This is a genomic window from Pseudarthrobacter sp. O4 (genome assembly GCF_050157025.1).
Lineage (GTDB): Bacteria > Actinomycetota > Actinomycetes > Actinomycetales > Micrococcaceae > Arthrobacter.
In genome coordinates this window covers 132,525-157,877 of the sequence record NZ_CP189591.1, presented here as the reverse complement: position 1 = coordinate 157,877, position 25,353 = coordinate 132,525, and the positions used below count along the sequence as shown (strand labels likewise).

The following is a 25,353-nucleotide window of genomic DNA, read 5'->3' as shown; positions in this document are numbered from 1 at the left end:
GACTGTCACCGGAATTTCACCGTGCCGGCCGGTGGAGCGGGCCGCGGACCGGGGAAGACGGAGCGGTGTGCTGGTGGCGGCCCACATCGGCAGCGCCGCCCGTCAGGTCCGCCATGTCAACATGGGTGCCCTTCGAGGCCGGCGGCCCGGCCTCGTAGACAATGCCGGTGTCCACCGGGGCGATGACCACGATGTCCAGGGACGGCTTCAGCTCTCCGCCCAGGGCGGACCAGACGTCGGCGAATGCGCGGTCTTCGGGCGGGGGAAGTCCCACAGTCACGGGCACCACGAGCCCGGTCTCCGCGAGCGGACCCACCACGAGGTCATCCGGAAGCGCGTCGTGCTTGAGGAAGCAGCGCAGCAGCTGGTCGAGCAGCCGGTGCTCGTCTTCCGGGCGCTGCGTCCAGGCCGTGACGAGATAGGACAGCTTGAAATGGCGCGGGGCGGGCCGCCGGGTCCGGACGTACCCGTTGTCTCCGCGCTGTTCGGAAAAGCCGCGCTCCCGGCGGCGGACGTCCTCGCGGATGTCATAGAGGTACAGGTTGACCGTGGGCGCGTTGCGCCGGGCGGCCCAGTCCTTGGTGGGCGCGTCGAAGACCACTTCCACTTCGGAGGCGCCCAGGGCTTCGTTCCTGACCAGGGCGCGCAGGGCGTCGTCAATCTGAGCTATCACTGCCTGTCTCCCTGCCTAAGCGGTACTGCCCTATTGGTCGGTGCACTGGGCCTCCCCCTGGGCGCCGGCGTCAAGGGACCACGGCGGGCCTCACGGCACACGACACTTTCCACTGTGGTGGCAGGAGGCGCCGCCCGCAGCCGGGGCCGGGCACAGGTAGGGGAACCGGATGCGGGCTCTTGGGGCAACGGCCTAAATCAGCCCCTCCCGGAGTGCATAGGCAACGGCGTGGGAGCGGTTGCGAAGCTGGAGACGCGTCGTCACATCGTGGACCACGTTTTTCACCGTTCGCTCCGAGTACGCGAGCTGGTGCGCAATCTCGGACGTATCCAGCCCGTCCGCCAGCAGCCGCAGTACCTCCACTTCCCGCGGGGCCAGTCCGGTGAACATGATTCCGCGCGGACCCAGGACATGCCGCTGGAGTTTGCCGACCTGGTCCAGGAGCCTGCCGAGCAGATCCGGAGGCACGCTGCCTTCACCGGAAGCGGCGGCCATGATGACGGACACCAGGCGGTCCGGCGTCGCTTCGCTGCGACGGACCAGGCCCACCACGCCGGTTTCCACAGCCTTGACGAGATCGCCGTCGTCGAGACGCCCCGCCACGAGGACGGCCCGGGACAAGCCGCGCCGCTGCACAATGCGGAGCAGCGTCAGCGCGTCGTCGTCCACAGAGTCCGACACGACGACGACGACCCGCGCATGCTCGTCCTCGGCTGCCCTGACTACGCGGACTTCTGGGCGGGCGCGCAACTCGCTGGCGACACCGGCTTCGGAGATCGGGTCACGTGCGTGCACGCGGACAGTTATTGGTTCCATGAATCCTCCCATCTAGGCTCCGGGACTGCCATGGGCGGCTGCACGGTGGTGCCGTGTCTGCCCGTTCTGTCCCACTGCGATGACCATAGCGAACGGTGCTCTTCGTGCAGTCAACACAGGCTCAACGGGCAGCAGCGGTGCCCGGAAGTCCGGCCCACCGCTGTGCTGTGCCAGTGGGTTTCCGCCGTAGCCTCGGAGTACCGACCGGCGCTGGACGACGGCGCCGTGCACCGGTGGACGCAGCGCAGTTTCGCGAGGAGGATCAGTGAGCACCACTGCAACGCTGGATTCGCGCGTGGTGAGCCTCGAGGCCGGCGGTGAGGCGTTCGTCCCGTTGCACATCCGCAATGACGGCGAAATCGTGGAGGAGTACAGGCTCCGGGTGGTGGGCCCGAGCGGCTCATGGACCGAAGTCGTGCCCGGCTTCGTGTCGATCTACCCCGGCCAGGCAGCCACCGCCTCGGTGGAGTTCCGGCCCCCGCGGTCCGCCGCCGTCCCGGCCGGCGAGTTCCCCTACGGGGTTCAGGTGGTGCCGACCGAACATCCGGAAGACGCCGTTGTGCCCGAAGGGGTTCTCCAGCTTCTGCCGTTCTACGAGACGGCGGCGGAGCTGATGCCCCGTTCGTCTCGGGGCCGGCTTGGCGCCAGTCATCGGGTGGCAGTGGACAACCGCGGCAATGTGCCCATCACCGTCACCTTCACGGGTTCCGATCCCGGCGATCTGTTGGACATATCCTCGCGGGAGCCGGTCCTTACCGTGCAGCCCGGAACAGTGGAATTTGCCCGTGTGCGGGTGCGCGCGCTCAGAGCCATCTGGCGCGGCAGGTCCGAGACGCACGCCTTCGCGGTGGCTGCGCAACCCCTGGACGGACCTCCGGTGGTGCTCGACGGAACCCACGTACAGGAGCCGGTACTGCCTGCCTGGATCTTCAAAGCCGTCCTCCTGCTCGTGCTCCTGGTCCTCGGCCTGGCGGCCCTTTGGTTCCTGGTGCTCAGGTTTGCAGCGGAACCCACAGCGCCGGCTGCCGTCCCCGGAAGCCACTACGTCGTCCCCGTGCAGGCTCGGTCATAGGTTCCCCATGCCCACCGGGCCTGCCCTTCGCGCCGGAGACACGGCGATGTGTCCAATGTTCGACGGCCCCAAACCCCATGGCGGTGGGCCCGTCACAGCCGCCGCGGCCGTGGTCACCGTTCTCATCGGCGGGATGCCGGCGGCCGTCGCCAATTCCATGCCCGGTGGCATCGTCTGCGTCTCGCCGGCACCGAACGGAATCGCGAGCGGCAGCCTGACCGTCCTGATCGGCGGTTTTCCTGCCGCCCGGGTGGGTGACCTGAGTCTCCACGGCACACCCATCGCGCCGGGCCCCGGGTGTCCCACCGTCATCATCGGCGGATGACTGATCCGCCCCGGACACTCATGGCGAGGGAGTGGCGGCGGCCAGGGACGGGCATGACGGCTGAGCCTGCGACGGAGTCACACCCGGTGTCGCCATCATTGTCGGCGTCACCGCCGTGCCTGTGGGGTCGCATGTCCCCGCCTGCAATTCGACGGGCGTCACGCACGGCGACGGCGTCGCACCCGATCCCGCCGGCGACGTCGAAACACAGATCACGCACGGCGACGGCGACGCGCCCGGTCCCGCCGGCGCACATGTCACGCACGGCGACGGCGTCGCACCCGGTCCCGCCGGCGACGTCGAAACACAGATCACGCACGGCGACGGCGTCGCACCCGATCCCGGTCCCGGGGACGACGTACAGGTCGGTCCCGGAGGTTTTGGAGACGTATCGGGCGACGGACTTGGTGACTCGCTGGACTGGGTGGGCGACGGACCGGGTGACTCGCTGGACTGGGTGGGCGACGGACCGGGCGACTCAGTGGACTGGGTGGGCGACGGACCGGGCGACTCAGTGGACTGGGTGGGCGACGGGGTTCCGGACGTCTGCGGAGCGGACGTGGGGGTGGGCGACGAAGGGGATTCAGTGGGCCCGGGGATACCGGGGCCACAGGCTGCAACGCCGAGCAGGAGGACCAAAACGAGGCAGGCAGTGCCTCGACGTCGGGTACCCATATTGCGTCCTGCTCCGTTCGTAAACGGTCCGCCCGTTGTGGTTCTCGGGCGAAAGGTCCTGATCCACTACGCATCCAGCGTGAGGGGCACGTGCGTTAGGAACACGGCGCCTTCGGGCAGACTTTGAGGCAGAATTCGACGATGGCCGGCTCCAGCAGATGAGCGGACTCCTGTTCGCGCCGCAGGCGGCCGGGCCGCGGCCGGGCGTAAGCTCGTGGCATGGCGAGATACTTCGATGTGCACCCCGAAAACCCCCAGCAGCGTTCGGTTCAGCAGGCGGTTGAAATCGTGCGTTCCGGCGGCTTGATCGCCTATCCCACGGACTCCTGTTACGCCCTTGGCGCGCAGTTGGGGAACAAGGACGCTCTGGACCGGATCCGGATGATCCGCCACCTCGATAGCAAGCACCACTTCACACTGGTCTGCAAGGACTTCGGGCAGCTGGGCCAGTTGGTCCAGATCGACAACGACGTGTTCCGCAGCATCAAGGCCGTCACGCCGGGTAGCTACACCTTCATCCTGCCTGCCACCAAAGAGGTTCCGCGGCGGCTGCTGCACCCGAAGAAGAAGACCGTGGGCGTGCGCATCCCGGACAACAGGGTGGTCCAGGCGCTGCTGACCGAGCTCGGCGAACCCCTGCTGTCCAGCACGCTGCTCCTGCCGGACGAGGAAGAGCCGCTGACCCAGGGCTGGGAGATCAAGGAGAGGCTGGACCATGTGGTGGACGCCGTGATCGATTCCGGCGACTGCGGGGCCGAGCCGACGACGGTCATCGACTACTCCAGCGGCGCCGCGGAAATCGTCCGTCGCGGAATGGGTGACCCTTCCCGGTTCGAATAGGCCTGCCTTGGGGCCGCACGCGCGGCGGGTCTCGGTCCGGCAACCGCTGGCGGCAGCCGCTTAGACTGAGGCCTCGCCGCCGGTATGCTCCGCTTCGTGCTGTCGGTTCCGCCGCCACCGGCGGGCCAAATCGAGGACGGCCAGAAGTCCCGCGAGGGGCGAGAGCACCGCTGCAGTGTAGACGAACAGCAACCAGCTGAGCGTGGTCAAGAGTGTCTGGTTGCTGCTCAACAGCGACAACCCGCCGAACAGTCCGAGGATCCAGAACAGGACCACGCCGAACAGCACCGCCGCAGCGGGAAAGTATTCGTTGGTGACGACATTTTTCGCCGCGAGGAAATACTCGTTGTTGGCGACGTTTCTCAAGGTTTTCACCGACCCTCCTCATGCCTGGCGGTCGGGGAAGTCCGCCGGGGTCCTTCCAAGTATGGGGCCAGACACGCCCGGATTTACGAAGAACGCACGCCACGTGATCAAGCTAACTGCGCAGGTGCTGCGGTCAGCGTTCGTGGGTCAGACGGCGGCGCGTTCGTGGGTCAGACGGCGGCGCGTTCGTGGGTCAGACGGCGGCGCGGACCCGCTGCAGGAATGAATCAAGGACCCTGCCGGCGTTCTCGTGCATCCGCCGGGACTCCGCCGCAGCGTGCGGCTGGCGCTTGGGTCCATCGAGCCGTTCGCCGAGGTAGAGCAGCGCTGCCAGGACTTCCGAGAGCTCGGCGTTTCCTTCGGCGCGCTGGCGGAGGAGCCTCAGGTGTGCGGCCTGCAGGGCGGGGCCGGGTGCACATCCCAGATCGTGGTCGAAGAGGCGACGGCACCGGTCATACGCTGACAGGCCTTCAACCGGCAGCCCAGCCCGTTCGTACGCCGTCACGAGGACGGTCCAGGCCCTTTCGTTGAGCGGCTCGGAGCGGATGGCTGCCTGCGCCCAGTGGATGGCCTCGTCCGTCTTGTCCAGGACTGCGGCGGTTTCTGCTGCGAAGATTTGCGCCGCTACCTTTTCGGCTGAATGGCGCGTCCTTGCCTCGTCGGCCCAATCGGCGACGAGCTCGAACCCCAGCAGCGGCTCGGCGGACACCTCCAGCGCCTTGAGCAACAGGGGGTAGGCGTCGGCAGGCGAGGCCTGGCCGGCGGAACGGACCAGCTGCCGGAAGTCCCAAAGGTCCAGATCCACGAGCTGCGGATCCAGCACATAGCCACTGTTGGCGGTCCGCAGCGGCCCCGTCTTGGTCTGCCCAGGCTGGATGGCCCGGCGGATGCCGCTGACGTAGCTTTCCAAGGTGGCCACGGCCCCTTCGCTGGCACTCGCGCCCCAGAGAATTTCGATCAAGCGGGTCTTCGAGACCGGCGTCCCCAGGTTCAGCAGAAGTATTTCCAGAATGTGCCGCGGCTTGCATCCGCCCAGGTCAGTCGCTGTGAGCGTTGCACCGTTACGGCGTATTTCAAAGGTTCCGAATAGACGAACAGAAATTGACGGTGAAGGTCCCGCTGAATTTTCCACGATGTTCTCCGATTTCCCCAGCTGTGAAGATCTCAACCACTCTTCGAAAGATCGGAATAAACGCGGAACAATGAAGTGACGAGACTGTGTTCCTTCCGGCTTTCTAAGAAAACCGTGACACGCCCAACCTGCCACAACAAGCAACGAAGCTACCCGACTTGGCGCCCGGAGAAAGTCGAGTACCACGGTAAGTATGGCCAAGTAATCGCTTAAAGGTTTTTCCAAGTATCTCGTGCGTAGTGCAGGTGTCCGGTACCCAGTGGCGGTACTTCCTGGACACCGGACAGCCCAGGCGCGCGGGTGGGCGCCGGCATCCGCCGAGCCGAGTCAAGCGCGGGTCCTTGCCGGTTTCCGCAGCACAAGATTTTCGGAAGTTCCTGCTCCTACGGTCGGAGCGTCCGGGTGTGCATGCGAGTGCGAGGTATTGGAATGACGCACGCTCCAGCCCGCGCTTTCGAGTCGGTCACGGACGCCGACCCCCTCGAGTCGACCTACGGGCAACTCATCTTATGTTCCCACTGTCTGATCCGTCGGCAGGGCTGGGGCGCGGTGGCGGGCGGATGCGTGTGGGGCGTCGGGCCGGAGCCCGGGGACCCTTCACGGCAGCGGCCTGACAGCGAGTGAACGCCGCGGAGTTTCCTGCATCCATTGCCGCCAATAGCAAAGCAGGAATTCAAAGCCATCAAATTGTCCACTGCAGGGACGCCACGGCCGCAATTTGCCGCAATTACCGGACCTCCCTCCTGCTTAGTTTTTTTCCGTCATCTCCTCGGGAACCGCAATGACACGCATTTCGGTGCCATCGCGCATCAGCGCCAGCTCCAGCGGCGCCCCGATGGCCTCCGCGAAGAGCAGCTTCTGCAGGCTCTCGGCGTTCGAGACGGCTTTCAGGCCGACGCTCAGGAGGATGTCTCCGGCACGGAGTCCGGCACGCTCGGCGGGTGACCCCGTGAGGACTTCGACGACGAGCAGGCCCTCCCTGCGCCCGGTGCGGACCACGGCGCTGGCCTGCAGCCGGACAGGCGTGTTGACGAGGCCGAGGTAGGCGCGCCTGACCCGCCCGTCCTTGAGCAGCGAGGCGATGATCCTGCGCGAGGTGGCGTTGACCGGGACCGCCAGGCCAAGTCCGGCGCCGGCCACGGCGGTATTGATGCCGACGATCCGACCCCGGGCGTCCGCGAGCGCGCCACCGGAGCTGCCCGCGTTCAGTGCGGCATCGGTCTGGATAACATCCTCGATCATGCGACGGTTGCGCCCGGACCACACCGGAATGGAACGGCCCAGCCCGCTGACCACGCCGGCCGTCACCGAGCCCGACAGTCCGAGCGGATTGCCTACGGCGATGACCAATTGCCCGACCCTGAGCGTCTCCGCGTCGCCCAACTCTGCTGGCGCTGCAGTGGGGGCCTTGCCATGGACGACGGCGAGATCCGAGAGCGGATCGGCGCCCACTACGTCCACGGCCGTCCGGGTACCGTCGGCAAAAACAGCGTGTCCGCCCTGGGTGCCGGCCACCACGTGGGCGTTTGTGACGAGAAAACCGTCGGAGGTGAACAGGACGGCCGAGCCGGCCCCCACCCGGAACCTGCCACCGCGTCCGTTGCCGGTCATTTCGATCGCGGCAACGTGCGGAGTGACGGTCGCGGCCACCCGGACCACGGTCGCTGAATAGGAATCCAGCGGGTCCTCGGACGCCTCCGGTCCAGGACCAACCCTTCTGATCGCAGTTGCCACGGCGCACCTCCCGTGACTCGTGCTTATCTAAGTCAACCACCGGCACCGTGCCCATAGTCCTGGGCACCGTACGCCGTCAGAGAAATCCGCTGCGGACTACGCGGCGCGTCGCGGTCGAAGGCCAGCAGTTCATGCACCCGGCGATCCGCCGCTAGGCTCAGAAGCAGACCAGCCTCTCAGCCACAGGAGAACTTCGTGAGTCCAGCGACCGCTTCGCCCGATCCGCTGCCCCCGCTGGGCCTTAGCTGGGGCATCAAACGCAGCTTCATCGACTACATCAACAGCCTGCCGGACGGCGCGGTATCGGCGGTCAACGGCGCAACCGTTGACGAAGCCGGTCTGTTCCGCTTCGCCCCCGGCGCTGCCGACTACGACGCCGTCCGTGGCACCGGCATCCTGCGATTCAGGGGCGACGTCCGTCTCGCCGGCCACCATGGCATGATGTTTGTCCGGCTGCTGGACCCGTGGATAGCATTCACCGGCGGACGCGGGATCCTCTCCATCAGTACGGGCGACGACGACGGGCAGGACCGCACCGCAGTGGCACTACTGCGGTCCGGGGCGCCCAGGAACGTGGGCGGGTCGCTCTTCTGGGAACACGTTGACGTCGTGATTTCGCCCGAAGGATCGGAACTCTTCGACGGCCAGTACGCCTCCGGGCAGCCGATGGACCCGCTGTTCATCCGGGTCGCCGCATAAGGGTACGTCCAGAGGATGATTTCGGTCCGTTCCAGCACCGCGGGGGTGGCCGGGACCGGCTGCCTGATTTGCAGCAACTGCACACGATGACCGGCCGCACACTGGTTGAGGAGAGCGTGCGGCCGGTAGCCTGTCGGGGCCCGCGGCTCGTGGCCCGGGCGGTGGTTCGGGAGCGGGTCCTTCCCCGTCCCTCCCCTATTGAATTTCGTCCTGCTCCCACTGTCCCTCAAAGCACCTGAGAGGACGCTGAGAAGTCGCATCCCGGGGCGCCGGGCCCGGAGAAAAGTTGGCTTGTGGTTGTCCGGGGCGCTCGGTTGCCCCATTCTTGGAACATGGAACAGGTCCCGTCCGATTCCAGGGCCAGCCGCTCCCGCCGTCGCCGGACCCGCTGGGGAGTGCGCAAGCGGTCCACCGCGGCCGCCGTCGCCGTCGTGGCCATGGCGCTGCTGGTCGGCGGGCTGGTCCTACTCGCGCTGCTGGAGACGACCCTGACCGCCGCGACGGAGTCGGCGGCACGGCAGAAAACCCAGGATGTCATCGCACAACTGGCTGTGGACCAGGACATCGAGGACGCGATCGAATACGTCACTTCAACCGGATACGCTGGCCAGTACGTGCAGCTCGTCGATGCCGCCGGTACTGTGCTGGCCGGCTCGGAGCCCAAGGCCGTCGACCAGCCCTTGTCGGCACTTCGGCCAGCACCCGGCCACACGGTGATCCAGGACGTCTCCAGCCTGCCGAACATCGGCAACGACGACGACTTCCACATAGTCGCGACCGGCGCGCGGGTGGGCAGCCAGGAAGTGGTGGTCGTCGTCGCCTCGTCCGTGCAGGTCCAAGCGGACACCGTCTCCACGGTGGCGTGGCTCATGTTGGGGGCGACGCCACCGCTGCTGGCCGTCGTGGCTGTTTCCGTGTGGCTTCTGGTTGGTCGATCGCTCCGCCAGGTTGAAAGAATCCGGGGGCAGGTGGCCCGGATCAACGCCCAACGCCTGGACGGTCGCGTCGACGTCCCGCCCACAAGGGACGAGCTTGAGGCCCTCGCGCTGACCATGAACACCATGCTGGACCGTCTGCAGGCCTCGGACCGTGAGCAGCGGCAGTTCGTCTCCGACGCCAGCCACGAGCTGCGCAGTCCCCTTGCGACCCTGAGCGCCGGCGTGGAGATCGCGGCGTCGGATCCGTCCGGCGCGATGTGGCTTCAACTGAAGGATGATCTGGCTGGCGAAACTGTCCGGATGCGCTACCTGGTGGATGACCTGCTGACCCTGGCCCGGACGAACGACGGCGGCCTCGCTCCGGAGGACGCCGATGTGGACCTTGACGATGTGGTGGATCAGGAAGTCCGCCGGCTGCGCGCGGTCAGCCGGCACAAGGTCACGGCCAATCTCACTCCCGTCCGGATCCAGGGCGATGCCCGGCGGCTGGCGCAGGTGCTGCGGAACGTACTGGACAACGCGGACCGGCATGCCGTGTCCCGGATCCGGATCAGCCTGCACTCCGACGGCGACGGGGCCGTGGTGTGGGTCGACAATGACGGAGAGCCGGTAGCTGAAGCGGACCGGCAACGGATCTTCGAGCGGTTTGTCCGGCTGGATGAAAGCCGGTCCCGGGAGGGCGGCGGCAGCGGCCTCGGCCTGGCCATAGCCGCCGGCATCATGGCGGCGCACCACGGCTCCATCCGTGCCACGGAGAGCCCCACTGGAGAATGCCGCTTTGAAATTCTCTTCCCGCAAGCGGACCCCTCGGCTCCTGCTCCGGTCACTCCCGGGGCGGTGGTGCGGACGCGGACTCAGGGATCCGGTCGGCGCTGAGCAGGTAGCCCATGCCGCGCACCGTGGCCAGGGTCTGGACGCCGAACGGGGCATCGATCTTCCGCCTCAGGTAACCGATGTAGACCTCCACGACGTTGTCTCTGCCTTCGAAGGCAGAATCCCAGACGTTGTCGAGAATGTCCGCCTTTGACACGATCTGGTCATGGCGGCGCATGAGGTAGTGCAGGAGCCCATACTCCCTTGGCGTGAGGCTGATGAGCGTTTCGCCCCGCCGGACACGGCGGTTGACCGGGTCCATCGTCAGGGTCCCGAGCGTCAGGACGACAGGCCGCTCCGGCGCTCCCCTGCGGATCAATGCCCTGATCCGGGCGACCAGCACCAGGAAACTGAACGGTTTGGTCAGATAGTCATCGGCACCCAGGTCGAAGGCATCGGTTTGGTCGTACTCGCCGTCCTTCGCCGTCAGCATCAGCACCGGAGTCCAGATCCGGCGCTGCCGCAGTTCGCGCAGGACGTCATAGCCGTTCTTGAGCGGCAGCATAAGATCGAGCAGGATCACGTCGTAGGCGTTCTCCGTCGCGGCTGACAGCCCGCTGACGCCGTCGTGGGTGACGTCCACGACGAAGCCCTCATTCGACAGTCCGCGGCGCACCGTGTCGGCCAGCACCTTCTCGTCCTCGACCAGCAGGATCCTCATTGCCCGCCTCCTCTCCTGAGAGACAGTATGGCGCCCCGGGTACCAGCATAGGTGCGGCGACGGCGTTACACCCTTACGCCGTCGCCCTCTTCACTATGCAGCCGTCCACGACAAGGTCGGGGAGGTCGAGGCCGGCCGTCCGTACTGACGCGGTTGCCCTGTTGCGGCGCAGCTGCCCTCGCTAGACTTGAAATGCGCCGGAGCAGACGCATCAGTTCGTCGCGGGAAAGGCAAGATCATGACCGACAGCAGCAAGTTCGAAGAGCCCGCGGAGGACGCGGGCGGTGCGGAAAATCGCGAGGAACCCGAGCTCCGGGGCAGGTATGTCGAAGGCAGCTACGGCAAGGCCGGCAGGCAGGGCGGCCGCCACACGGACGATGAGGAAGGCCAGTACATCGAAGGTGATTACGGTGCGGCTGGCAGCGAGGGCGGTGTGCCCGAACCGCTGGGCGACAAGGCCAAGGAGTCCGGGCGCTATGTTAAGGGCGACGTCGGCGATGCCGGGATGGTTCCGGGCCGTACCGCCGAGTCGGAAATCGGCCAGTACTCCGAGGGTGACTACGGTAAGGGCGGAACGGTGGATCCCAAACGCAAGGCCGGAACCGACAAGGAGTAACCCCGCATCAGGTCTGTTGGGGAAGAACGACGGGCTGACTGGGGCCGACAGATCGGTGTGGCCGGTGCGCGGGTCTTGGTTCCGGTCGCCGCCGGCGGCTGTACGGGTGTAATACCCGGCTCAGGACAGGCCGCGGCACCGAAGACACGTTTGAACGGTTCACCGGCCTATAAGTCGACCGCACAAGTGCTCCGAGCCTTTGGGGGCTGTTCCCAGGTGAATCTTCCGGAACTCCGAAAAGTGCGGGCATGGCAGGGGTAGACCGGCCCGGACAGGACGAGTCTCCAGCGCATGAAAGGCACTTGACATGACCGATCATCAGCGACAAACCCCGGTGCCGATGACCACAGGACAGGCCGGTGTCATCAGCACGCTGGCCACACAGCTGCGGGTGGACTCCATTCGGTGCAGCACCCGGGCCGGATCCGGACACCCCACCTCGTCACTGTCGGCTGCGGATCTCATGGCCGTCCTGCTCGAGCGGCACCTCCGCTACGACTGGGACCGGCCGTCACTGCCTAACAATGACCACCTCATTTTTTCCAAGGGCCATGCCTCCCCGCTGCTGTACTCCATGTACCGGGCCGTCGGCGTGGTCGGGGAGGACGAACTGATCAATACCTACCGGCAGTTCGGCAGCCGGCTCGAAGGCCACCCCACGCCCGCCCTCCCCTGGGTCGATGTGGCCACCGGATCGCTGGGCCAGGGACTTCCTGACGCGGTGGGAGTATGCCTGGCCGGACGGTACCTGGACCGGCTGCCCTATCACACGTGGGTGCTGTGCGGGGACAGCGAACTGGCCGAAGGCTCCATCTGGGAAGCCCTGGACAAGGCCGCCTACTACAGGCTCGGCAACCTCACCGCCGTCGTGGACGTCAACCGGCTCGGACAGGACGGGCCCACCGAACTCCAATGGGACATGGACCGCTACGCCAGGCGTGTGGAGGCCTTCGGCGCCCACGCCCTTGTCATCGACGGCCACGACCTTGCCGCCATCGATGAGGCGCTCACCCGGGCGCGGTCCGATCCCGACCAACCGACGGTCATTCTGGCCAAAACCATCAAGGGCAAGGGTGTGCCCGAAGTGGAGGACAAAAACGGCTGGCACGGCAAAGCCCTCCCCCCGGATATGGCCGAACGCGCCGTGGCCGGCCTCGGCGGGCCCGGCAGCCTGCAGATCACCACGGCTCTCCCCGAACCCGGCACACCCGCGATCACACCCGACCCCCAGGCTGCGGTCACCCTGCCCCGCTGGGAGGTGGGCGACAAGGTGGCGACCCGGGCCGCCTTTGGCGCCGCCGTGTCCGCGCTGGCCGCCCGCCCCGAAGTCGTCGTTCTGGACGGCGAAGTGGGAAACTCGACCCACGCCGGAGAATTCAAAAACGCCGCCCCGGAACGATACTTCGAAATGTTCATCGCCGAACAGCAGCTCATCGCCTCCGCCGTGGGGCTCTCGGTCCGCGGCTACGTGGCCTTCGCCTCAAGTTTCGCCGCCTTCCTGATTTCGCGGCCCTTCGACTTCATCCGGATGGCAGGAGTATCGGAGGCCAGCATCCGGCTCGTCGGCACCCACGCCGGCGTCGAAATCGGCCAGGACGGCCCCTCGCAAATGGCGCTGGAGGACATTGCCGCCATGCGCGCCGTGCACACCTCCACCGTGCTGTATCCGGCCGACGCCCCCGCCACCGCCCGGCTCGTTCACACCATGGCCGACACCGCCGGAATCTCCTACCTGCGCGCCACCCGCGGAGCCTACCCGGTGATCTACGGGCCCGACGAGACGTTCCCGCTCGGCGGGTGCAAAATCCACAACGCCGGCCCCGACGACGAGGTGGCACTCATCGGCGCCGGCGTGACCCTGCACGAATGCCTCACCGCCGCCGGGCACCTGGCCGACGCCGGAATCAAGGCCCGCGTCATCGACCTCTACTCCATCAAACCCATCGACGTCGACACCCTGCGCCGGACCTGCCTCGAGACCGGGGGCAGGATCGTCGTCGCCGAAGACCACTACCCCGAAGGCGGCATCGGCTCAGCCGTACTCGAAGCCCTCGCCAGCACAAACACCCCAGAACTCCACATCGCATTGCTCGCAGTGAAGGGGCTGCCCACCTCCGGAGAACCCCAGGACCTGCTCGACGCCGCCGGCATCTCCGCACACCACATCGTTGCCGCAGCCCGCAGCCTGATCGGCGCCTGACCTGGAATCGCCCACCTCCACACTGAAGGGCCAGCGATCCTGCGGTCTCCTGTTCGCCCAACCCGAGGCGCGGCGCAGCGGCCTAACGGGAGGAACCCTCAGCTGGGAGGTTCCTTCAGCGGTAGCTGCGATGCGGCTCCGAAAAGCCAGCCGGAGACGTCGCTGCGCAGGACAAGATGGGGTCCGCCGGTGGGACTCACGCTGCCGCTCGGAACGTAGTAGCCGCGTCCCGCACCCGGGCCGCCGGCCGCACGGTCCAAGGCATCGGTGAGCTGCCTGCTCAGGTGCCCTCGGGGGCCGAGGGATCGGAGTCCGTCCAGTTCCTCAGGTGTGAGCCGTCCCAGCACCGCAGCAATGTCGGCCATGATGAATCCCTTCTGGCGGATGGTGCTTCAGGAATCCAGCCTAAGACTCCAGAATTAACGGCACGTGAAATCCGGGCGACGATCAGCGAACAGAGCAGGATGTCACAATTGGGACCGTGGCAAAGAAAGCCTCAGCGCTCCCGCGCAGCGCTGTCAGCCGACAGGGTGCCCGTGGTCGCATGTGGTTTCGTCGGAGCGGACCTCATGCCCCTGGAGACACGTCACGCTTGGCGGCAAGGGAGCCTCATGGGAGCCGATGAACAATCCGCCCATCCTCTGGCTGGTCCTCTGGCTCTCCCTTTTCAGCCACGCAGTCGTTCGGTGCTCGTGGGCCTTTGGAGTAGTCTCGTGGGCATTCTCGGAATACCCGAACGGTAGCTTGACCACGGTGACCGCGACCTTCCACAACCTCCCGTCACTGCTTCGGCGCAGTGAAGTACCGGTAGAATAGGCCTCCGGTGGGGATAGTGTCAGGAGACTTGGCAGGGCTGGCAATCCTGTCCCGGCAGCCGGTGTCGCGAGGGTCACTGCACGGACGCCCAATACAGCCAGCTAATTAACGGTTGGATGCTGTACGGTTCAATCCCGGGAAACCCCGAACAACAGAATCGAGTATCAACCAGGTGGCAACCGATTATGACGAAGTACGATCCGACGTCGCGGAATCACGCAACGCCTCTCTGGAGGCCCTTCGCTCTGCAAATGCTCCGGATGCACGCAGCGTAGCCCGTGACCTCGATGAGGCCGACACCTCAGAGGGTGTGGAACTGCCCGGCGCCGACCTCTCAGGCGAGGAACTGACCGTCACGGTCATCCCGCAGAAGGAAGACGAGTTCACCTGCTACTCATGCTTCCTCGTCCGGCACCGCTCACAGCTCGCGCGCGAAAAAGCGGGTCACGCGTACTGCGCAGACTGCCTCAGCTAGCCTGACCGCTTCAAAATGGCGCCAGGACCGCGCCGGGCATGCTGTGCGCGGCGCGGTTCGATAGGCTCCTCTTCTTTGATGATGCGGCGCCCGCCGGCACATGGCCGGAGGCGACTGAAAGCGAGGTCGTCCCCGCCGACCCGGCCGGACAACATCGGAACTCCGGTGCTATTTCGTCGCGGCGGGCGCACAATGGAGCGTAGTAAGTCCTCCTGTAACTGTCATTCCACCGCAGCGGATGGTGCGCCATGAATACTCGCAAGGTCCGGGCTGGCTTGCTGGTCCCGGTGCTGGCCCTGATCCTGGCCGGCACAGCAGGTTGCGCCGGCGGTGGCGGGAGCCCGGCCCCGGCGTCGTCGGCGCCCCCGGGTGCCACCGCAACGGTGAGCCAGGGCACGGGCAGTCCGGCGAATGCGGCGGTGTCCATCACCATCAAGGACTTCGGGTACGGCGCGCCGGTCACCGTCTCCCCGGGTGCCACGGTGGCGGTTACCAATATGGACAGCGCCGCGCATACGGTGACGGCAGACGAGGGGTCCGCGTTTGATGTGGACGTCAAGGGCAGCGGCGGGGCCGGCACCTTTACCGCCCCAATGCAGCCTGGAAGCTACGCCTACCACTGCACCTTCCATCCGGCCATGCACGGGACGCTGACGGTCAAGTGAGCGCGCCAAGTAGGACCGGCAGTGCCGCCCGAGTACGGGGAAACGACCTGCCCCTGCGGGGGCTGATCGCCCTCGCCCTCGTCATCGACGCGGGCGTCCATATTCACGTGGCACCCGGCTACCAGGCCGGGAGTTCGGCCGGAATCGGCCAGGGCACCCTCTTCCTGCTCGAGGCCGCCGCGGCCATTCTGGCCGCGCTGTACGTCCTGCTGCGCGGGAGCCGGGCAGCCTATTCGGTAGCCCTGCTGGTGGCCCTGAGTGCCTTTGCGGCCGTGGTCCTGTACCGCTATGTCGACATCCCGGCGTTCGGACCGTTCCCCGCCATGTACGACCCCACCTGGTTCTTCGAAAAGTCACTCAGCGCGGTGGCTGAAGCGGCCGGGGCAGTGCTGGCCGGCATTGGATTCATCCGGGCCGGACGGACCGTGCGCGCTGACGGGACCCGCGCCCCGCGGCCGACGGCCTGACTCCGCCAGCGGAGCCACAGTGTCCCGGCGTGTCCCGCCGGCGTGCTGAAGCAGGGGCCTGCGCTTCTTGCTAACATGGCGGCGAGGTGGTTCATGGACGGCAGGACGGCGCATCGGGCGGTGGCTGACGTGACGGCTGCGATGGGTGCATTCCTGGCCGCCGGCACCTGGCTCTGCGTGACCACCCTCCCCGACGCCGCTCCGCAGCACCTGACCCTCGCCGCCGGCCTTGCCGCCGGCGCGGGCGTGATCGGGGGCGCGGCCGCGTCCGTTCTCCGTCGCGATCCCCCGCTGTGCACCCCCGCGGACCGCGTCACGCTGGTCCGGGCCGTGCTGGTGGCATGCTGCGCGGCACTGACCGTCGCCGGATTGATGGCCGGTTCCGTTCCGGGCGGCATCATCGCCGTGCTCGGCACTACCGCTTTTCTGCTCGACGCCGTCGACGGGCGGGTAGCCCGGTTCACCGGCACCGCGTCCGCGGCGGGTTCGCGCCTGGATACAGACACCGACGGCGCCCTCGTCCTCGTGCTCTCCTGCGCCACCGCGGGAACCACCGGCCCCTGGACCCTGGGCCTCGGGCTCATGTACTACGCCTTCCTCGCCGCCGGCTGGTTCCGGCCGTCGCTGAGGGAACCCCTGCCACCGAATATGGCCCGCAAAGTCATCGGTGCCTTCCAGCCAGCCGCGCTGCTGTTGGCCCTGATCCCCGGTGTCCCGCCTGCCCTGGGCAGGACAGCGGTCGCGGTAGCCTTCATGTTGCTCGGCTTTTCCTTCGGCCGCGACATCGTTGAACTGGAACGGCTGCGCCGCGACGATCTGGCCGCCGTCGTTCCCCGGGCATAGACTCCTCGCACATACGCTCGATGAAAGCCACCTGATGAACAAGAACCGGCTCGAGGCCTTCAGCGACGGCGTGCTGGCCATCATCATCACCATCATGGTCCTGGAGCTCCACGTCCCCGCGGAACCGACCTGGCACGCGCTCCTCGAGGAGATGCCGACACTCCTCAGCTATGTACTGAGCTTTGTCTACGTGGGGATCTACTGGAACAACCACCACCACATGCTTCACCTGGCCGGAAGGATCAGCGGCGGGATACTCTGGGCCAACCTGCATCTGCTGTTCTGGTTGTCGCTGTTCCCTTTCACCACCCGCTGGATGAACAGCGCGGACCTGGCGGAGGTCCCGGTGCTGGTGTACGGACTGAATCTGCTCCTCGCCGCCATCGCCTTCTACGTTCTCAAGTCAGCACTGATCCGCCGGCAGGGACGGGGCGGCCCCCTCGACGTAGCTCTGGGCAGGGACTGGAAGGGGAAGGGCTCCCCTATCCTCTATCTTCTGGGAATGGGCCTCAGCCTCGTACACCCCGCCCTGGGCCTCGGCGTGTACTCAGGCGTGGCGGCAATGTGGCTCATCCCGGACCGCCGCGTCGAGCGCTTCCTCACACACGGCTCTGAGCCCCACGGGCAATCCACCAGCCCCGAACCCACCAGCCCCGAACCCAACAGCCCCGATTCCAGCAGCCCTGAATCCAGGGGCTAGCGGCCCTGCTCAGCGCCCGGTGCGCTGCGCCAGGTACCCGCCCAGAAACTCCCGGATGGCAGGGTTCGGCCTCTTAACATTTGCCGAGTAGCCGGGGTGTTTTTCGAGATACTTCTTGATGTACGGGCAGACAGGGACGATCGTGAGGCCGGCAGCCACGGTCTCGTTGAGGGCTTGGGCTGCCAGCCTGCCCGCGAGGCCCCTGCCCGAATATTCGTCATCAATGACGGTGTGATAAAAGATCCGCAGCCCGTCGTCCTCGCGATCCACATAGTATGCCCGCCCGATCACGGTGCCGGCGTCGAGCACTTCAAAGCGGCTGCGCTCCGGATTCTGGCGGATGATGATCGGGCTCATCGCTCTCTCGCTTCTCGTCGCGTGGGGTCGGTCAGCCGCGGGGGCGCATGCGGGTGGCCGGCAGAACCGGGGCCGGCAGCGGTGCGGGTTCCCCGGCGGGGAAGGCGCCGAAGCGCGGGCGTTCGTCTCCCCCGCCGGCTTCGGCCCGGATTTCGGCGCCGATCTCGGCCTGCCATTGGGCCCGGTACCCGACGATTTCCTCGTGGCTTCGGCCCACGAAATTCCACCACATCACGATTTTTTCGCCCAGCGGTTGGCCGCCGATCATCAGGACGCGCAGCGGTTCCGGGCCGGCGGTCAGTGTCAGCGATGCGCGTCCGGTCGGCAGGTAGGACAGGTGGTCCTTCGGGACGGGGCGCCCGTCCAGGCCGAGGGTTCCCTCATCCACCAGCAGTCCGTGTTCGAAGCCCGGGTCAATGTGGAGCGACAACGTCGCCCCGGCGTCGAGGACGATCTCCGCGCCCAGCAGGGGCGTATGGGTGGTGACCGGCGAGGTTGAGCCGGCGAGTGATCCCAGGAAGACCCGCAGTGCCGAGCCGTCGCCCCTGATCGGCTCGGGGCGGTAATGCTCGAAGGTGGGTTCCATGCGGCGGGCGCTGTCCGGCAGGGCGATCCGGAGCTGCGCGCCGTGCAGGACATCGGTGCCGGGCATGGAGAACTCCGAGTGGCTGATTCCGCGGCCGGCGGTCATCAGGTTGACTTCGCCCGGCCGCACGGCGGCGTGGAAGCCCGCCGAGTCGCGGTGGTCGATCTCGCCGGCGAACAGCCAGCTGACGGTCTGCAGCCCGGTGTGAGGGTGCCGTGGAACCCTCATCCCACCGCTTTCGGCCACGCGGTCCGGGCCGTAGTGGTCCAGGAAGCACCAGGCGCCGATGAGGCTGCGCTGGCGTTGGGGAAGGGTCCGCCGGACGTCCATCGCCCGGGGCCCGCCCAGCGGGACGTCCCGCGGGACCAGTATTTCCACCCCTGCCCAGCTCGTGTCGGCTTCGCAGAGGATTTCCTGAGGCGCAACCTCGGTATTGCTCATGAGGACAGCCTAGTGATTACCGCCCGGTCCACACAGGCGGCATCATGGAGTCATGCCCACTCCCGAGTCCCCCGTCACCATCACCGTCGGCGAGTCGTCCGTGTCCGGTGTCTACGCCCGGCCCGGCAACCCCTTCGCCACGCTCGTGGTCGCCCATGGCGCAGGGGCCGGGATGGAGCATCCGTTCCTCGCCGGCTTCACCCGGGCCCTGAACGAGGAGTCTGTGGCGACGCTGCGCTTCAACTTCCCGTACCGCGAGGCCGGGCGGAAGTTCCCGGACAGGCCGCCGGCGGCCACCGCTGCGTGGCGGGCCGCCCTGGATGAGGCCGCTGCACGCTCGGACGGGGAACCACTATGGGCCGCCGGCAAATCCTTCGGCGGGCGCATGGCCTCGATGGCGGTGGCTGAGGGAATGCCTGCCGCCGGGCTCGTCTACCTCGGCTACCCGCTCCATCCGCCGGGGAAGCCGGACAAGCTCCGCGATGAGCACCTCTACGGGCTGACCCTGCCGATGCTCTTCCTGCAGGGCACGCGCGACCCGTTTGCGACCCCGGAGCTGCTCGAGGCCGTGGTTGCCCGGATCGGACCGTCCGCAACCCTGGAGTGGTGCGAGGGCGGCGGTCACACCTTCGACGTCGCGGGCAGGAAGCGCAGCACGGAGGAGGTGGGGGCATCGCTGGCGGGCCCGGTCGTGGCATTCATGAAAGGGCGGGCCTAGGTCCAGGCAGTCCGGCGCAGTGGCGGTTCGGTGCCCCCTGGGCGCTGGACGAGCACCTGGTTCACGCCCGTAATACCGGCCTCGAAGCCCAAGGCGCTCGCGGCCATGTAGAGGCGCCACACCCTGGCCCGCCCTTCGCCGGCGGACTGCACGGCCTCGCTCCAGTGTTCCTCCAGGTTCCGGACCCACGCCCGCAGCGTCAGCGCGTAGTGCCGGCGCAGCGCCTCCACGTCGAGCACCTCAAGGCCGCCGGCTTCCAGCGCGCCGATTGTCTCCGCGAGGCTGAGCATCTCGCCGTCGGGAAAGACGTAGCGGGGAATGAAGGAATCCGGGTCGGGGTCCGTGGGGCCGGCGTTCCAGGAGATGGCGTGGTTGAGCAGCCGGCCGCCCGGACGCAGGAGCCCATACAGCTGTGAGACGTATGTTGGCATCTGCTCGCGGCCGACATGCTCGGACATCCCGATGGAGCTGATCGCGTCGAACGGCCCGTCGCCGACGTCGCGGTAGTCCTGGACCCGGATGTCCACCCGCTCGGTCAGCCCGGCGTCGGCCACCCGTTTGCCGGCGAGCGCCGCCTGTTCCGTGGAGAGGGTGACACCGACGACGTCGACCCCGTAACGCTGGGCGGCATGCAGGGCAAAGCTGCCCCAGCCGCAGCCGACATCCAGCACCTTCATGCCCGGCTGGAGTCCCAGTTTGCGGCAGACGAGGTCGATCTTGGCTTCCTGGGCGGCGTACAGGCCGGTGCGCCGGTCATCCCAGACCGCGCAGGAGTAAACCATCGACGGGCCAAGGACGAGGGCGTAGAAGTCGTTGCCCACGTCGTAGTGGTGTGAGATCGCGGCGGCGTCGCGCTTCTTCGAGTGCCGGCGGCCGGCCCGGACGATCTTTGCCTCCTCCGGCGGGGGCGCCGGATTCGGCCCGAGCGCGCCGAGCCGCACGGCGGTTCTGAGAATCGTTCCGAGCTCGCCGAGAGTGGGTCGTCGGAAGGGGCCGGGTTCGGCGAATTTGCCGCCGGAGCTCAGCGCGGCGAAGCTGGCAAAGACATCGCCGGGAGCATCGATATCTCCGGAAACGTACGCACGGCTGAGGCCCAACTGCCCGGGCGACCACAGCATCCGGCGCAAGGCCCGCCGTGACCGGAATACAATCAGCGGGGCGTCTGCTGGCCCCGCTTCCGAGCCGTCCCAAGCCTGCAGCCGCAGCGGGATCTCCTGGGTGCCAAGGATAATGGCCAACGCTCCGGCCAGCCGTGCTGCCACACCCGTCGTTGTCGTCATGTCCCTAACCTCTCGTCCAGTGGTTTCCTTGGCCAAATCTATGCGCAGTCCGCGCGTTCGAACAGGGGCCGGACGGCCCTGAATCCTCGGCGCGGCCCGGGACGGGATCCCGGCGCCTCTGGTGCTCCCCCGGCGGGATGCCTACGGTGGTTGTCATGACAGATGCTCTCCCGTCTCTCGCAGAGACGTTCAAGAATTTGGGTGTGGCCAGGGCCTACGGGGCTGCCGTACAGGTGGACGGCGAAGAACTGGTCCCGGTGGCGCTGGTGTCCTTCGGTTTCGGTGGCGGTTCCGAAGCCGGCGGCACTGCTGCTGCCGACGGCGGCGCGTCCGGTGGCGGGGGCGGCGGCTTCGTGCTCCCGCTCGGCGTCTATTGCCGTGGCGGGAGCGGACACGTGGTGTTCCGGCCCAACACCATTGCGCTGCTCGCCGGGCTGGCGCCCTTGGTCTGCGCCGTTGGCTTCTCCGTACGCGGCGTGATCCGCACGCTGCGCCGTTGACCCCACGAGGGGGAAACCTTTAGGGTCCGCTCTCCGCCATTGCCGCAGGCCCAGGAGATTGCGACGGCGTGGGCGGTGGTGCGGCCGCCGGGGCGTAAAGCTCCCCAAGCAGTGCCTTGGAGATCGTCGCCGCGGGGTCGCGTCCGTCGGCCGAGGGCGCGAGGTTCGTCCACACCACGAGCGTCACCTTGTTGACCGGGTCGCTGCCCATGAAAGTGTTGAAACCGGGCAGTTCGCCCGTGTGTCCGTAGAGGTTTCCGAACTTCGCCAGGGCCAGTCCGTACAGCGCCCCGCCGGGGTCGCCTGGGTTGACCGGCCGGGGGCTGTCCAGCCAGATCTTCTGCATCTCCGGGTTCAGGACTTTGCCGGCGGTGATGGCCTCGGCCCAGCTGGCGAGGTCGCCGGCGGTCGAGATGCCCTGGCCGGCCGCCCAGGTCCACGACGGGTTCGAATTCGTGTAGTCGTTCGGCAACAGGGTTCCGGCCTGGGCCCGGGCGATCAAGTCGGCCGGCAGCTTTGCCGTGGCGATCGTCAGGACGTTGTTCATGAACATGTAGCCGCGCGGATGCGGCGCGGGCAGCTCATTCGATTCCGACGGCGGGAACGATGTCTGCGTCAGGCCCAGCGGCCGGAGTATCCGCTTCCGGATGATCTCGCCCAGCGGTTTGCCTTCGAGCTTCTCCGCTATGAGCCCCAGCAGAACGGTGTTCGTGTTCGAGTAGTGGAATCCCTCACCCGGGGCGAAGTACACCGGAAGAGGAAGGGCGATTGCCACCAGGTCCTCGGGCGTCCAGACCCGTTGCGGCCTCGTGTCCATGGCCAGGTTGAGCTCGTACGATTCAGAGTAGTTGTACAGGCCGCTGCGCATGCTAAGCATTTGTTCGATGGTGATGCTGTCCCCGTTAGGAACGTCCGGCCGGTATTTCGACACCGGGTCACCGAGCTTCAGCCGGCCTTCCTGCACGAGCTGCAGGATGACGGCGCCGGTCCAGGTCTTCGTGATGGAACCGATCCTGATGTGGTCGGCCAACGATACGGGGCTGCTTCCTCCCAGTCTCTTGACGCCATAGCTGAGGCTGAAGTCCCCCTCGGGCGTGCGCAAGAACATCACGGCGCCGGGCACGAGCAACTGGTCCGCCTGGGTTTCAAAGGTCTCCCGCAACCTTGCCTTGTCCAGCGGCAGGAGAGCTGTCGAAGCTGCGGAATTCACGGTTGCCGCCGCCGTTGCGCTTGGCGTCGCGCTTGCCGTTGCCGTTGATTCGGATTGGGGAGGGACAAGTGCGGCGCACGCTGTTGCCGGCAGCAGGGCCGCAGCGGCCGTACAGAGGGTGGTGAGTGAGCGGCGCGTGAGCGTCGTGCGCTTCGTGTGGGCAAGCGGTGTCGTCATCCTGGACTCCAGCCGGTGCTCGCTGCAGTCTTCGACTGGTAGGTAGGCTGCCGTACCGGCGTATGAGTCCCAATTTATTGCATGGCGGCGGGTAGTAGAAGAGTCCCGCTCGGAGCCTCCCTCAGGGTCCGCTCAGGTTCGATCAGGACCGGGCGTTGAAGACGTCGGCCCCGAAACGGTTCAGCCCCGGCGCCCCGGCATATCCGAGATGCGGCAGGGAAAAGATGTCTTCTATGCTGCCGAGGAGGCTGAAGTGGTTGTAGGGCTTATCCGACGTCGTGCCCCCCTTGGTGAAAGGCGAGAGCACCAGTGCGCCGATCTTGCCCCCTGCCGTTCCACCCGGTATTCCCGAAGGCCCGCCGGTGTTGCCTTCAGATTCGTCGAACGTGATGACCAGCACCCCGTCTTTCTTGAAGGCGGGCGATTCCAGGATGGTCGGAATCTGCTGTCGGAGCCAGCTGTCGGCGCTGGCAAGGCCACCAGGACTTCCATCGACGCACGGGGCGTCGTGCCCGTCGTTACACAAGTTGGGCGTGATATAGGACAGGGCCGGCGTCGTCGCGATGGACTGCAGGTCCCCGGCGAGCTCGGTGAAGTCGACGACATTGTTCTGGCACTCCGGGGACGACGTGATCTCTTCAAAATACACAAACGGGTTGTGGCGGGTTGCGTATTGGTCATCCACCTTCGCCTTCTGGTCATCATCTTTGGCACCGAGCTCGGGATGGCGGCAGGGGGTTTTCATGTCCTCCATGTAGCCTTTCCAGGTCTTTCCTGCCGAACTGAGTTGGCCCGCCACGGTGGGAACCGACGCCGGATAGACGCAGCCCGTGCCCTGCACTTGCCCCTGGCCGGCGCTCCCGGTCTGCGTGAACGGGGCGTACGTCGGGCAATCGTCCCGGGTCATGGCGTTTGATGCCTGTCCCGAAATCTGCGCCAGGTAGTTCGCGTTGGAGTGGTGGGCGATCCCGTAGTAATCGGACAGCAGCACGCCGTTGGCGCGAAGAGTCTTGGCAAGGTACGGCGCTTCCGAGCCCGCACCCCAGACCTTCTCGTAGCCCTTGTTCTCCAGGTTGATCACGAACACATGCCCGGGCTTCCCGGTCCCTGGCGCCGCCGTCGGGGACTGTGGCCGGGCGGAGGCGCCGTTGCTGGGGGTGCCGGTACTAGGAGCGCCGGTACTGGGGGCGGCCGTCGCCGAGCCCGTGCCGGGCGGGCCACCACCGTCCGGCGGTGTCGGGGTACAGGCGGCTGTTGCCAGGGCGAGGATCACGGCGAAAGTCAGCCACGCGGCACGTCCCGTGACATTGAACCCCAGAGTTTTTGCGGCATTCCGGCTCATTGTTTCCGGCTTTCTCGTTGACCGACCCGGCGGGGGCAAACAGCCCAGTGCTGGAACTCTCCCACACGCGGATCAGGGCTGCCCCCATAGTTGCTCAGTATTCCCTGTGAGTCACTGCCCTCGGGATCCCCGCGCCTTGAGGTGCTGCTCTTCAGCCGCCCGCCACCTCCTCGGCGAATCCGGTGATGGTAGTTTGCAGGGATGGATGAAGAGACGCCCGAGCTGGACGCACGCCACGGAAGAAGCCGTGCGGAACCGCTGAGCGATAGTGACGTGCCCCGGTGGTGGGAACGGCTGGGTCTGCCGGGCCTGATCGATATCCACACACATTTCCTGCCGGAACGGATGATGAAGCGGGTCTGGGCGCACTTCGACGAGGCCGGCCCGCTGGTCGGCCGGCCGTGGCCGATCACCTACCGCTGGGACGAAGCGAGCCGGCTGGCCCGGCTGCGTGAACTGGGAATCCGGCGCTTCACCGCGCTGACTTATGCGCACCGGCCGGGCATGGCGGCGGACCTCACCGACTACGCCCTGAAGCTGGCAGCAGCCGAAGCGGACTGCGTCCCCAGCGCGACGTTCTACCCCGAGGACGGCGTCCTGGACCAGGTCCAATCAGCCCTCGAGCGCGGCGCCCGGGTGTTCAAGGTCCACGCGCAGGTCGGCGGGTTTGACCTCCGCGAGCCGGTCCTCGACCCGGTCTGGGGGCTGCTGGCGGACGCAGAGGTTCCGGTGGTCCTACACGTGGGCAGCGGGCCGGTTCCGCGGGCGGGCTTCACCGGGCCCGGTAAGCTTGAGGGCGTGATGCGCCGGCATCCCGGGCTGACCGCCGTCGTCGCCCATCTGGGGGCACCGGAGTATGCGGAGTTCCTGGCCCTGGCCGAGACGTACCCTCGCGTTCACCTGGACACCACGATGGCCTTCACGGACTTCTTTGAGGCGGCCGCCCCGTTCCCGCCCGAGCTGCTGCCGCGGCTCGCGGATCTAGCAGACCGGGTTGTGCTCGGCAGCGACTTCCCCAACATCCCCTATCCCTATGCCCACCAGCTTGAGGCTCTCGAACGCCTGCGCGGCAAGGAACCGCGGCTCGACGACGACTGGTTGCGCGCCGTCTGCTGGTTCAACGGTGAACGGCTGCTCGGCGTGTAGCCGGCACGGG

Annotated in this window: 28 protein-coding genes; 16 read left to right on the top strand and 12 right to left on the bottom strand. The window is 67.0% G+C overall.

Going from position 1 to position 25,353, the window contains the following annotated elements; genetic code table 11:
• Window positions 1–16: 16 nt before the first annotated feature.
• Window positions 17–673 (bottom strand): DUF4255 domain-containing protein, encoded by a 657-nt coding sequence (locus ACQCSU_RS00740; protein ID WP_426977682.1) that lies wholly within the window; start codon window positions 671–673, stop codon window positions 17–19.
• Between the two features lie 192 nt (window positions 674–865).
• Window positions 866–1,489: a LuxR C-terminal-related transcriptional regulator gene (locus tag ACQCSU_RS00735; protein ID WP_426977680.1), complete on the bottom strand. Its 624-nt coding sequence runs from the start codon at window positions 1,487–1,489 to the stop codon at window positions 866–868.
• A 265-nt stretch (window positions 1,490–1,754) separates the two neighbouring features.
• On the opposite strand from ACQCSU_RS00735, the gene ACQCSU_RS00730 reads away from it, so the two are divergent.
• The 4 genes from ACQCSU_RS00730 (at window position 1,755) to ACQCSU_RS00715 (ending at window position 4,401) form a co-directional block, all read left to right on the top strand.
• Entirely contained in the window at window positions 1,755–2,561 is an 807-nt protein-coding gene (locus ACQCSU_RS00730; protein ID WP_426977678.1) for a hypothetical protein, read from the top strand.
• A 7-nt stretch (window positions 2,562–2,568) separates the two neighbouring features.
• Window positions 2,569–2,886 (top strand): PAAR domain-containing protein, encoded by a 318-nt coding sequence (locus ACQCSU_RS00725; RefSeq protein ID WP_426977677.1) that lies wholly within the window; start codon window positions 2,569–2,571, stop codon window positions 2,884–2,886.
• A 115-nt stretch (window positions 2,887–3,001) separates the two neighbouring features.
• Entirely contained in the window at window positions 3,002–3,688 is a 687-nt protein-coding gene (locus ACQCSU_RS00720; protein WP_426977675.1) for a hypothetical protein, read from the top strand.
• Between the two features lie 92 nt (window positions 3,689–3,780).
• Window positions 3,781–4,401, top strand: a complete 621-nt coding sequence (locus tag ACQCSU_RS00715; RefSeq protein WP_426977674.1) for an L-threonylcarbamoyladenylate synthase — start codon at window positions 3,781–3,783, stop codon at window positions 4,399–4,401.
• A 60-nt stretch (window positions 4,402–4,461) separates the two neighbouring features.
• Here the strand turns inward: ACQCSU_RS00715 and ACQCSU_RS00710 are convergent, their stop codons facing one another.
• From ACQCSU_RS00710 to ACQCSU_RS00700, 3 genes are all read right to left on the bottom strand, one after another.
• On the bottom strand, window positions 4,462–4,776 hold the full coding sequence (locus ACQCSU_RS00710; RefSeq protein ID WP_426977673.1) for a hypothetical protein: 315 nt from the start codon (window positions 4,774–4,776) through the stop codon (window positions 4,462–4,464).
• A gap of 184 nt (window positions 4,777–4,960) precedes the next feature.
• The gene (locus ACQCSU_RS00705; protein WP_426977671.1) at window positions 4,961–5,728 is read right to left on the bottom strand and encodes an AfsR/SARP family transcriptional regulator; all 768 of its coding nucleotides are present in this window, start codon (window positions 5,726–5,728) and stop codon (window positions 4,961–4,963) included.
• A 918-nt stretch (window positions 5,729–6,646) separates the two neighbouring features.
• A complete protein-coding gene (locus ACQCSU_RS00700; RefSeq protein WP_426977669.1) occupies window positions 6,647–7,633 on the bottom strand; it encodes a S1C family serine protease in 987 nt (328 codons plus the stop codon).
• A 195-nt stretch (window positions 7,634–7,828) separates the two neighbouring features.
• On the opposite strand from ACQCSU_RS00700, the gene ACQCSU_RS00695 reads away from it, so the two are divergent.
• Complete coding sequence (locus ACQCSU_RS00695; RefSeq protein WP_426977668.1) at window positions 7,829–8,332, top strand: HtaA domain-containing protein; 504 nt, start codon at window positions 7,829–7,831, stop codon at window positions 8,330–8,332.
• A gap of 332 nt (window positions 8,333–8,664) precedes the next feature.
• Window positions 8,665–10,146 carry a sensor histidine kinase gene (locus ACQCSU_RS00690; RefSeq protein WP_426977666.1) on the top strand — a complete coding sequence of 494 codons (1,482 nt, stop codon included), beginning with the start codon at window positions 8,665–8,667 and terminating at the stop codon, window positions 10,144–10,146.
• On the opposite strand, the gene ACQCSU_RS00685 is transcribed toward ACQCSU_RS00690, so the two are convergent.
• Window positions 10,094–10,804, bottom strand: coding sequence for a response regulator transcription factor (locus ACQCSU_RS00685; RefSeq protein ID WP_426977664.1), 711 nt, complete (start codon window positions 10,802–10,804; stop codon window positions 10,094–10,096). The two genes, ACQCSU_RS00690 and ACQCSU_RS00685, sit on opposite strands and share 53 nt — an antisense overlap.
• A 238-nt stretch (window positions 10,805–11,042) precedes the next feature.
• Here ACQCSU_RS00685 and ACQCSU_RS00680 point away from each other — a divergent pair, with 238 nt between their 5' ends.
• Both ACQCSU_RS00680 and ACQCSU_RS00675 read left to right on the top strand, forming a co-directional pair.
• Window positions 11,043–11,420, top strand: a complete 378-nt coding sequence (locus tag ACQCSU_RS00680; RefSeq protein ID WP_426977662.1) for a hypothetical protein — start codon at window positions 11,043–11,045, stop codon at window positions 11,418–11,420.
• A 307-nt stretch (window positions 11,421–11,727) separates the two neighbouring features.
• Window positions 11,728–13,620, top strand: coding sequence for a transketolase (locus tag ACQCSU_RS00675; protein WP_426977660.1), 1,893 nt, complete (start codon window positions 11,728–11,730; stop codon window positions 13,618–13,620).
• A 98-nt stretch (window positions 13,621–13,718) separates the two neighbouring features.
• Here the strand turns inward: ACQCSU_RS00675 and ACQCSU_RS00670 are convergent, their stop codons facing one another.
• Window positions 13,719–13,985 carry a hypothetical protein gene (locus tag ACQCSU_RS00670; RefSeq protein WP_426977658.1) on the bottom strand — a complete coding sequence of 89 codons (267 nt, stop codon included), beginning with the start codon at window positions 13,983–13,985 and terminating at the stop codon, window positions 13,719–13,721.
• Window positions 13,986–14,608: 623 nt separating this feature from the next.
• On the opposite strand from ACQCSU_RS00670, the gene ACQCSU_RS00665 reads away from it, so the two are divergent.
• From ACQCSU_RS00665 to ACQCSU_RS00645, 5 genes are all read left to right on the top strand, one after another.
• The gene (locus ACQCSU_RS00665; RefSeq protein WP_354248109.1) at window positions 14,609–14,911 is read left to right on the top strand and encodes a DUF4193 domain-containing protein; all 303 of its coding nucleotides are present in this window, start codon (window positions 14,609–14,611) and stop codon (window positions 14,909–14,911) included.
• Window positions 14,912–15,159: 248 nt separating this feature from the next.
• Entirely contained in the window at window positions 15,160–15,576 is a 417-nt protein-coding gene (locus tag ACQCSU_RS00660; RefSeq protein WP_426977657.1) for a cupredoxin domain-containing protein, read from the top strand.
• Window positions 15,573–16,043 (top strand): hypothetical protein, encoded by a 471-nt coding sequence (locus tag ACQCSU_RS00655; RefSeq protein ID WP_426977656.1) that lies wholly within the window; start codon window positions 15,573–15,575, stop codon window positions 16,041–16,043. Before ACQCSU_RS00660 ends, ACQCSU_RS00655 begins: the two co-directional genes overlap by 4 nt.
• Window positions 16,044–16,136: 93 nt before the next feature.
• Entirely contained in the window at window positions 16,137–16,886 is a 750-nt protein-coding gene (locus ACQCSU_RS00650) for a CDP-alcohol phosphatidyltransferase family protein (protein WP_426977655.1), read from the top strand.
• A gap of 34 nt (window positions 16,887–16,920) precedes the next feature.
• Window positions 16,921–17,586 carry a TMEM175 family protein gene (locus ACQCSU_RS00645; RefSeq protein ID WP_426977653.1) on the top strand — a complete coding sequence of 222 codons (666 nt, stop codon included), beginning with the start codon at window positions 16,921–16,923 and terminating at the stop codon, window positions 17,584–17,586.
• 9 nt (window positions 17,587–17,595) lie between these two features.
• Here the strand turns inward: ACQCSU_RS00645 and ACQCSU_RS00640 are convergent, their stop codons facing one another.
• Window positions 17,596–17,943, bottom strand: coding sequence for a GNAT family N-acetyltransferase (locus ACQCSU_RS00640; RefSeq protein WP_426977651.1), 348 nt, complete (start codon window positions 17,941–17,943; stop codon window positions 17,596–17,598).
• Between the two features lie 31 nt (window positions 17,944–17,974).
• On the bottom strand, window positions 17,975–18,970 hold the full coding sequence (locus ACQCSU_RS00635; protein ID WP_426977649.1) for a pirin family protein: 996 nt from the start codon (window positions 18,968–18,970) through the stop codon (window positions 17,975–17,977).
• Between the two features lie 52 nt (window positions 18,971–19,022).
• Between ACQCSU_RS00635 and ACQCSU_RS00630 the strand changes: the two genes are divergently transcribed.
• Window positions 19,023–19,688, top strand: a complete 666-nt coding sequence (locus ACQCSU_RS00630) for an alpha/beta family hydrolase (protein WP_426977648.1) — start codon at window positions 19,023–19,025, stop codon at window positions 19,686–19,688.
• On the opposite strand, the gene ACQCSU_RS00625 is transcribed toward ACQCSU_RS00630, so the two are convergent.
• Window positions 19,685–20,968 carry a class I SAM-dependent methyltransferase gene (locus ACQCSU_RS00625; protein ID WP_426977647.1) on the bottom strand — a complete coding sequence of 428 codons (1,284 nt, stop codon included), beginning with the start codon at window positions 20,966–20,968 and terminating at the stop codon, window positions 19,685–19,687. The two genes, ACQCSU_RS00630 and ACQCSU_RS00625, sit on opposite strands and share 4 nt — an antisense overlap.
• 203 nt (window positions 20,969–21,171) lie before the next feature.
• Here ACQCSU_RS00625 and ACQCSU_RS00620 point away from each other — a divergent pair, with 203 nt between their 5' ends.
• Window positions 21,172–21,468 (top strand): hypothetical protein, encoded by a 297-nt coding sequence (locus tag ACQCSU_RS00620; protein WP_426977646.1) that lies wholly within the window; start codon window positions 21,172–21,174, stop codon window positions 21,466–21,468.
• Between the two features lie 19 nt (window positions 21,469–21,487).
• Here ACQCSU_RS00620 and ACQCSU_RS00615 read toward each other — a convergent pair whose 3' ends face one another.
• Together ACQCSU_RS00615 and ACQCSU_RS00610 are read right to left on the bottom strand one after the other, a co-directional pair.
• Window positions 21,488–22,855 carry a serine hydrolase domain-containing protein gene (locus tag ACQCSU_RS00615; protein ID WP_426977645.1) on the bottom strand — a complete coding sequence of 456 codons (1,368 nt, stop codon included), beginning with the start codon at window positions 22,853–22,855 and terminating at the stop codon, window positions 21,488–21,490.
• 142 nt (window positions 22,856–22,997) lie between these two features.
• A complete protein-coding gene (locus ACQCSU_RS00610) occupies window positions 22,998–24,197 on the bottom strand; it encodes an alkaline phosphatase family protein (RefSeq protein ID WP_426977644.1) in 1,200 nt (399 codons plus the stop codon).
• A 201-nt stretch (window positions 24,198–24,398) separates the two neighbouring features.
• Between ACQCSU_RS00610 and ACQCSU_RS00605 the strand changes: the two genes are divergently transcribed.
• Window positions 24,399–25,343: an amidohydrolase family protein gene (locus tag ACQCSU_RS00605; protein WP_426977643.1), complete on the top strand. Its 945-nt coding sequence runs from the start codon at window positions 24,399–24,401 to the stop codon at window positions 25,341–25,343.
• The last annotated feature ends 10 nt before the right edge of the window (window positions 25,344–25,353 follow it).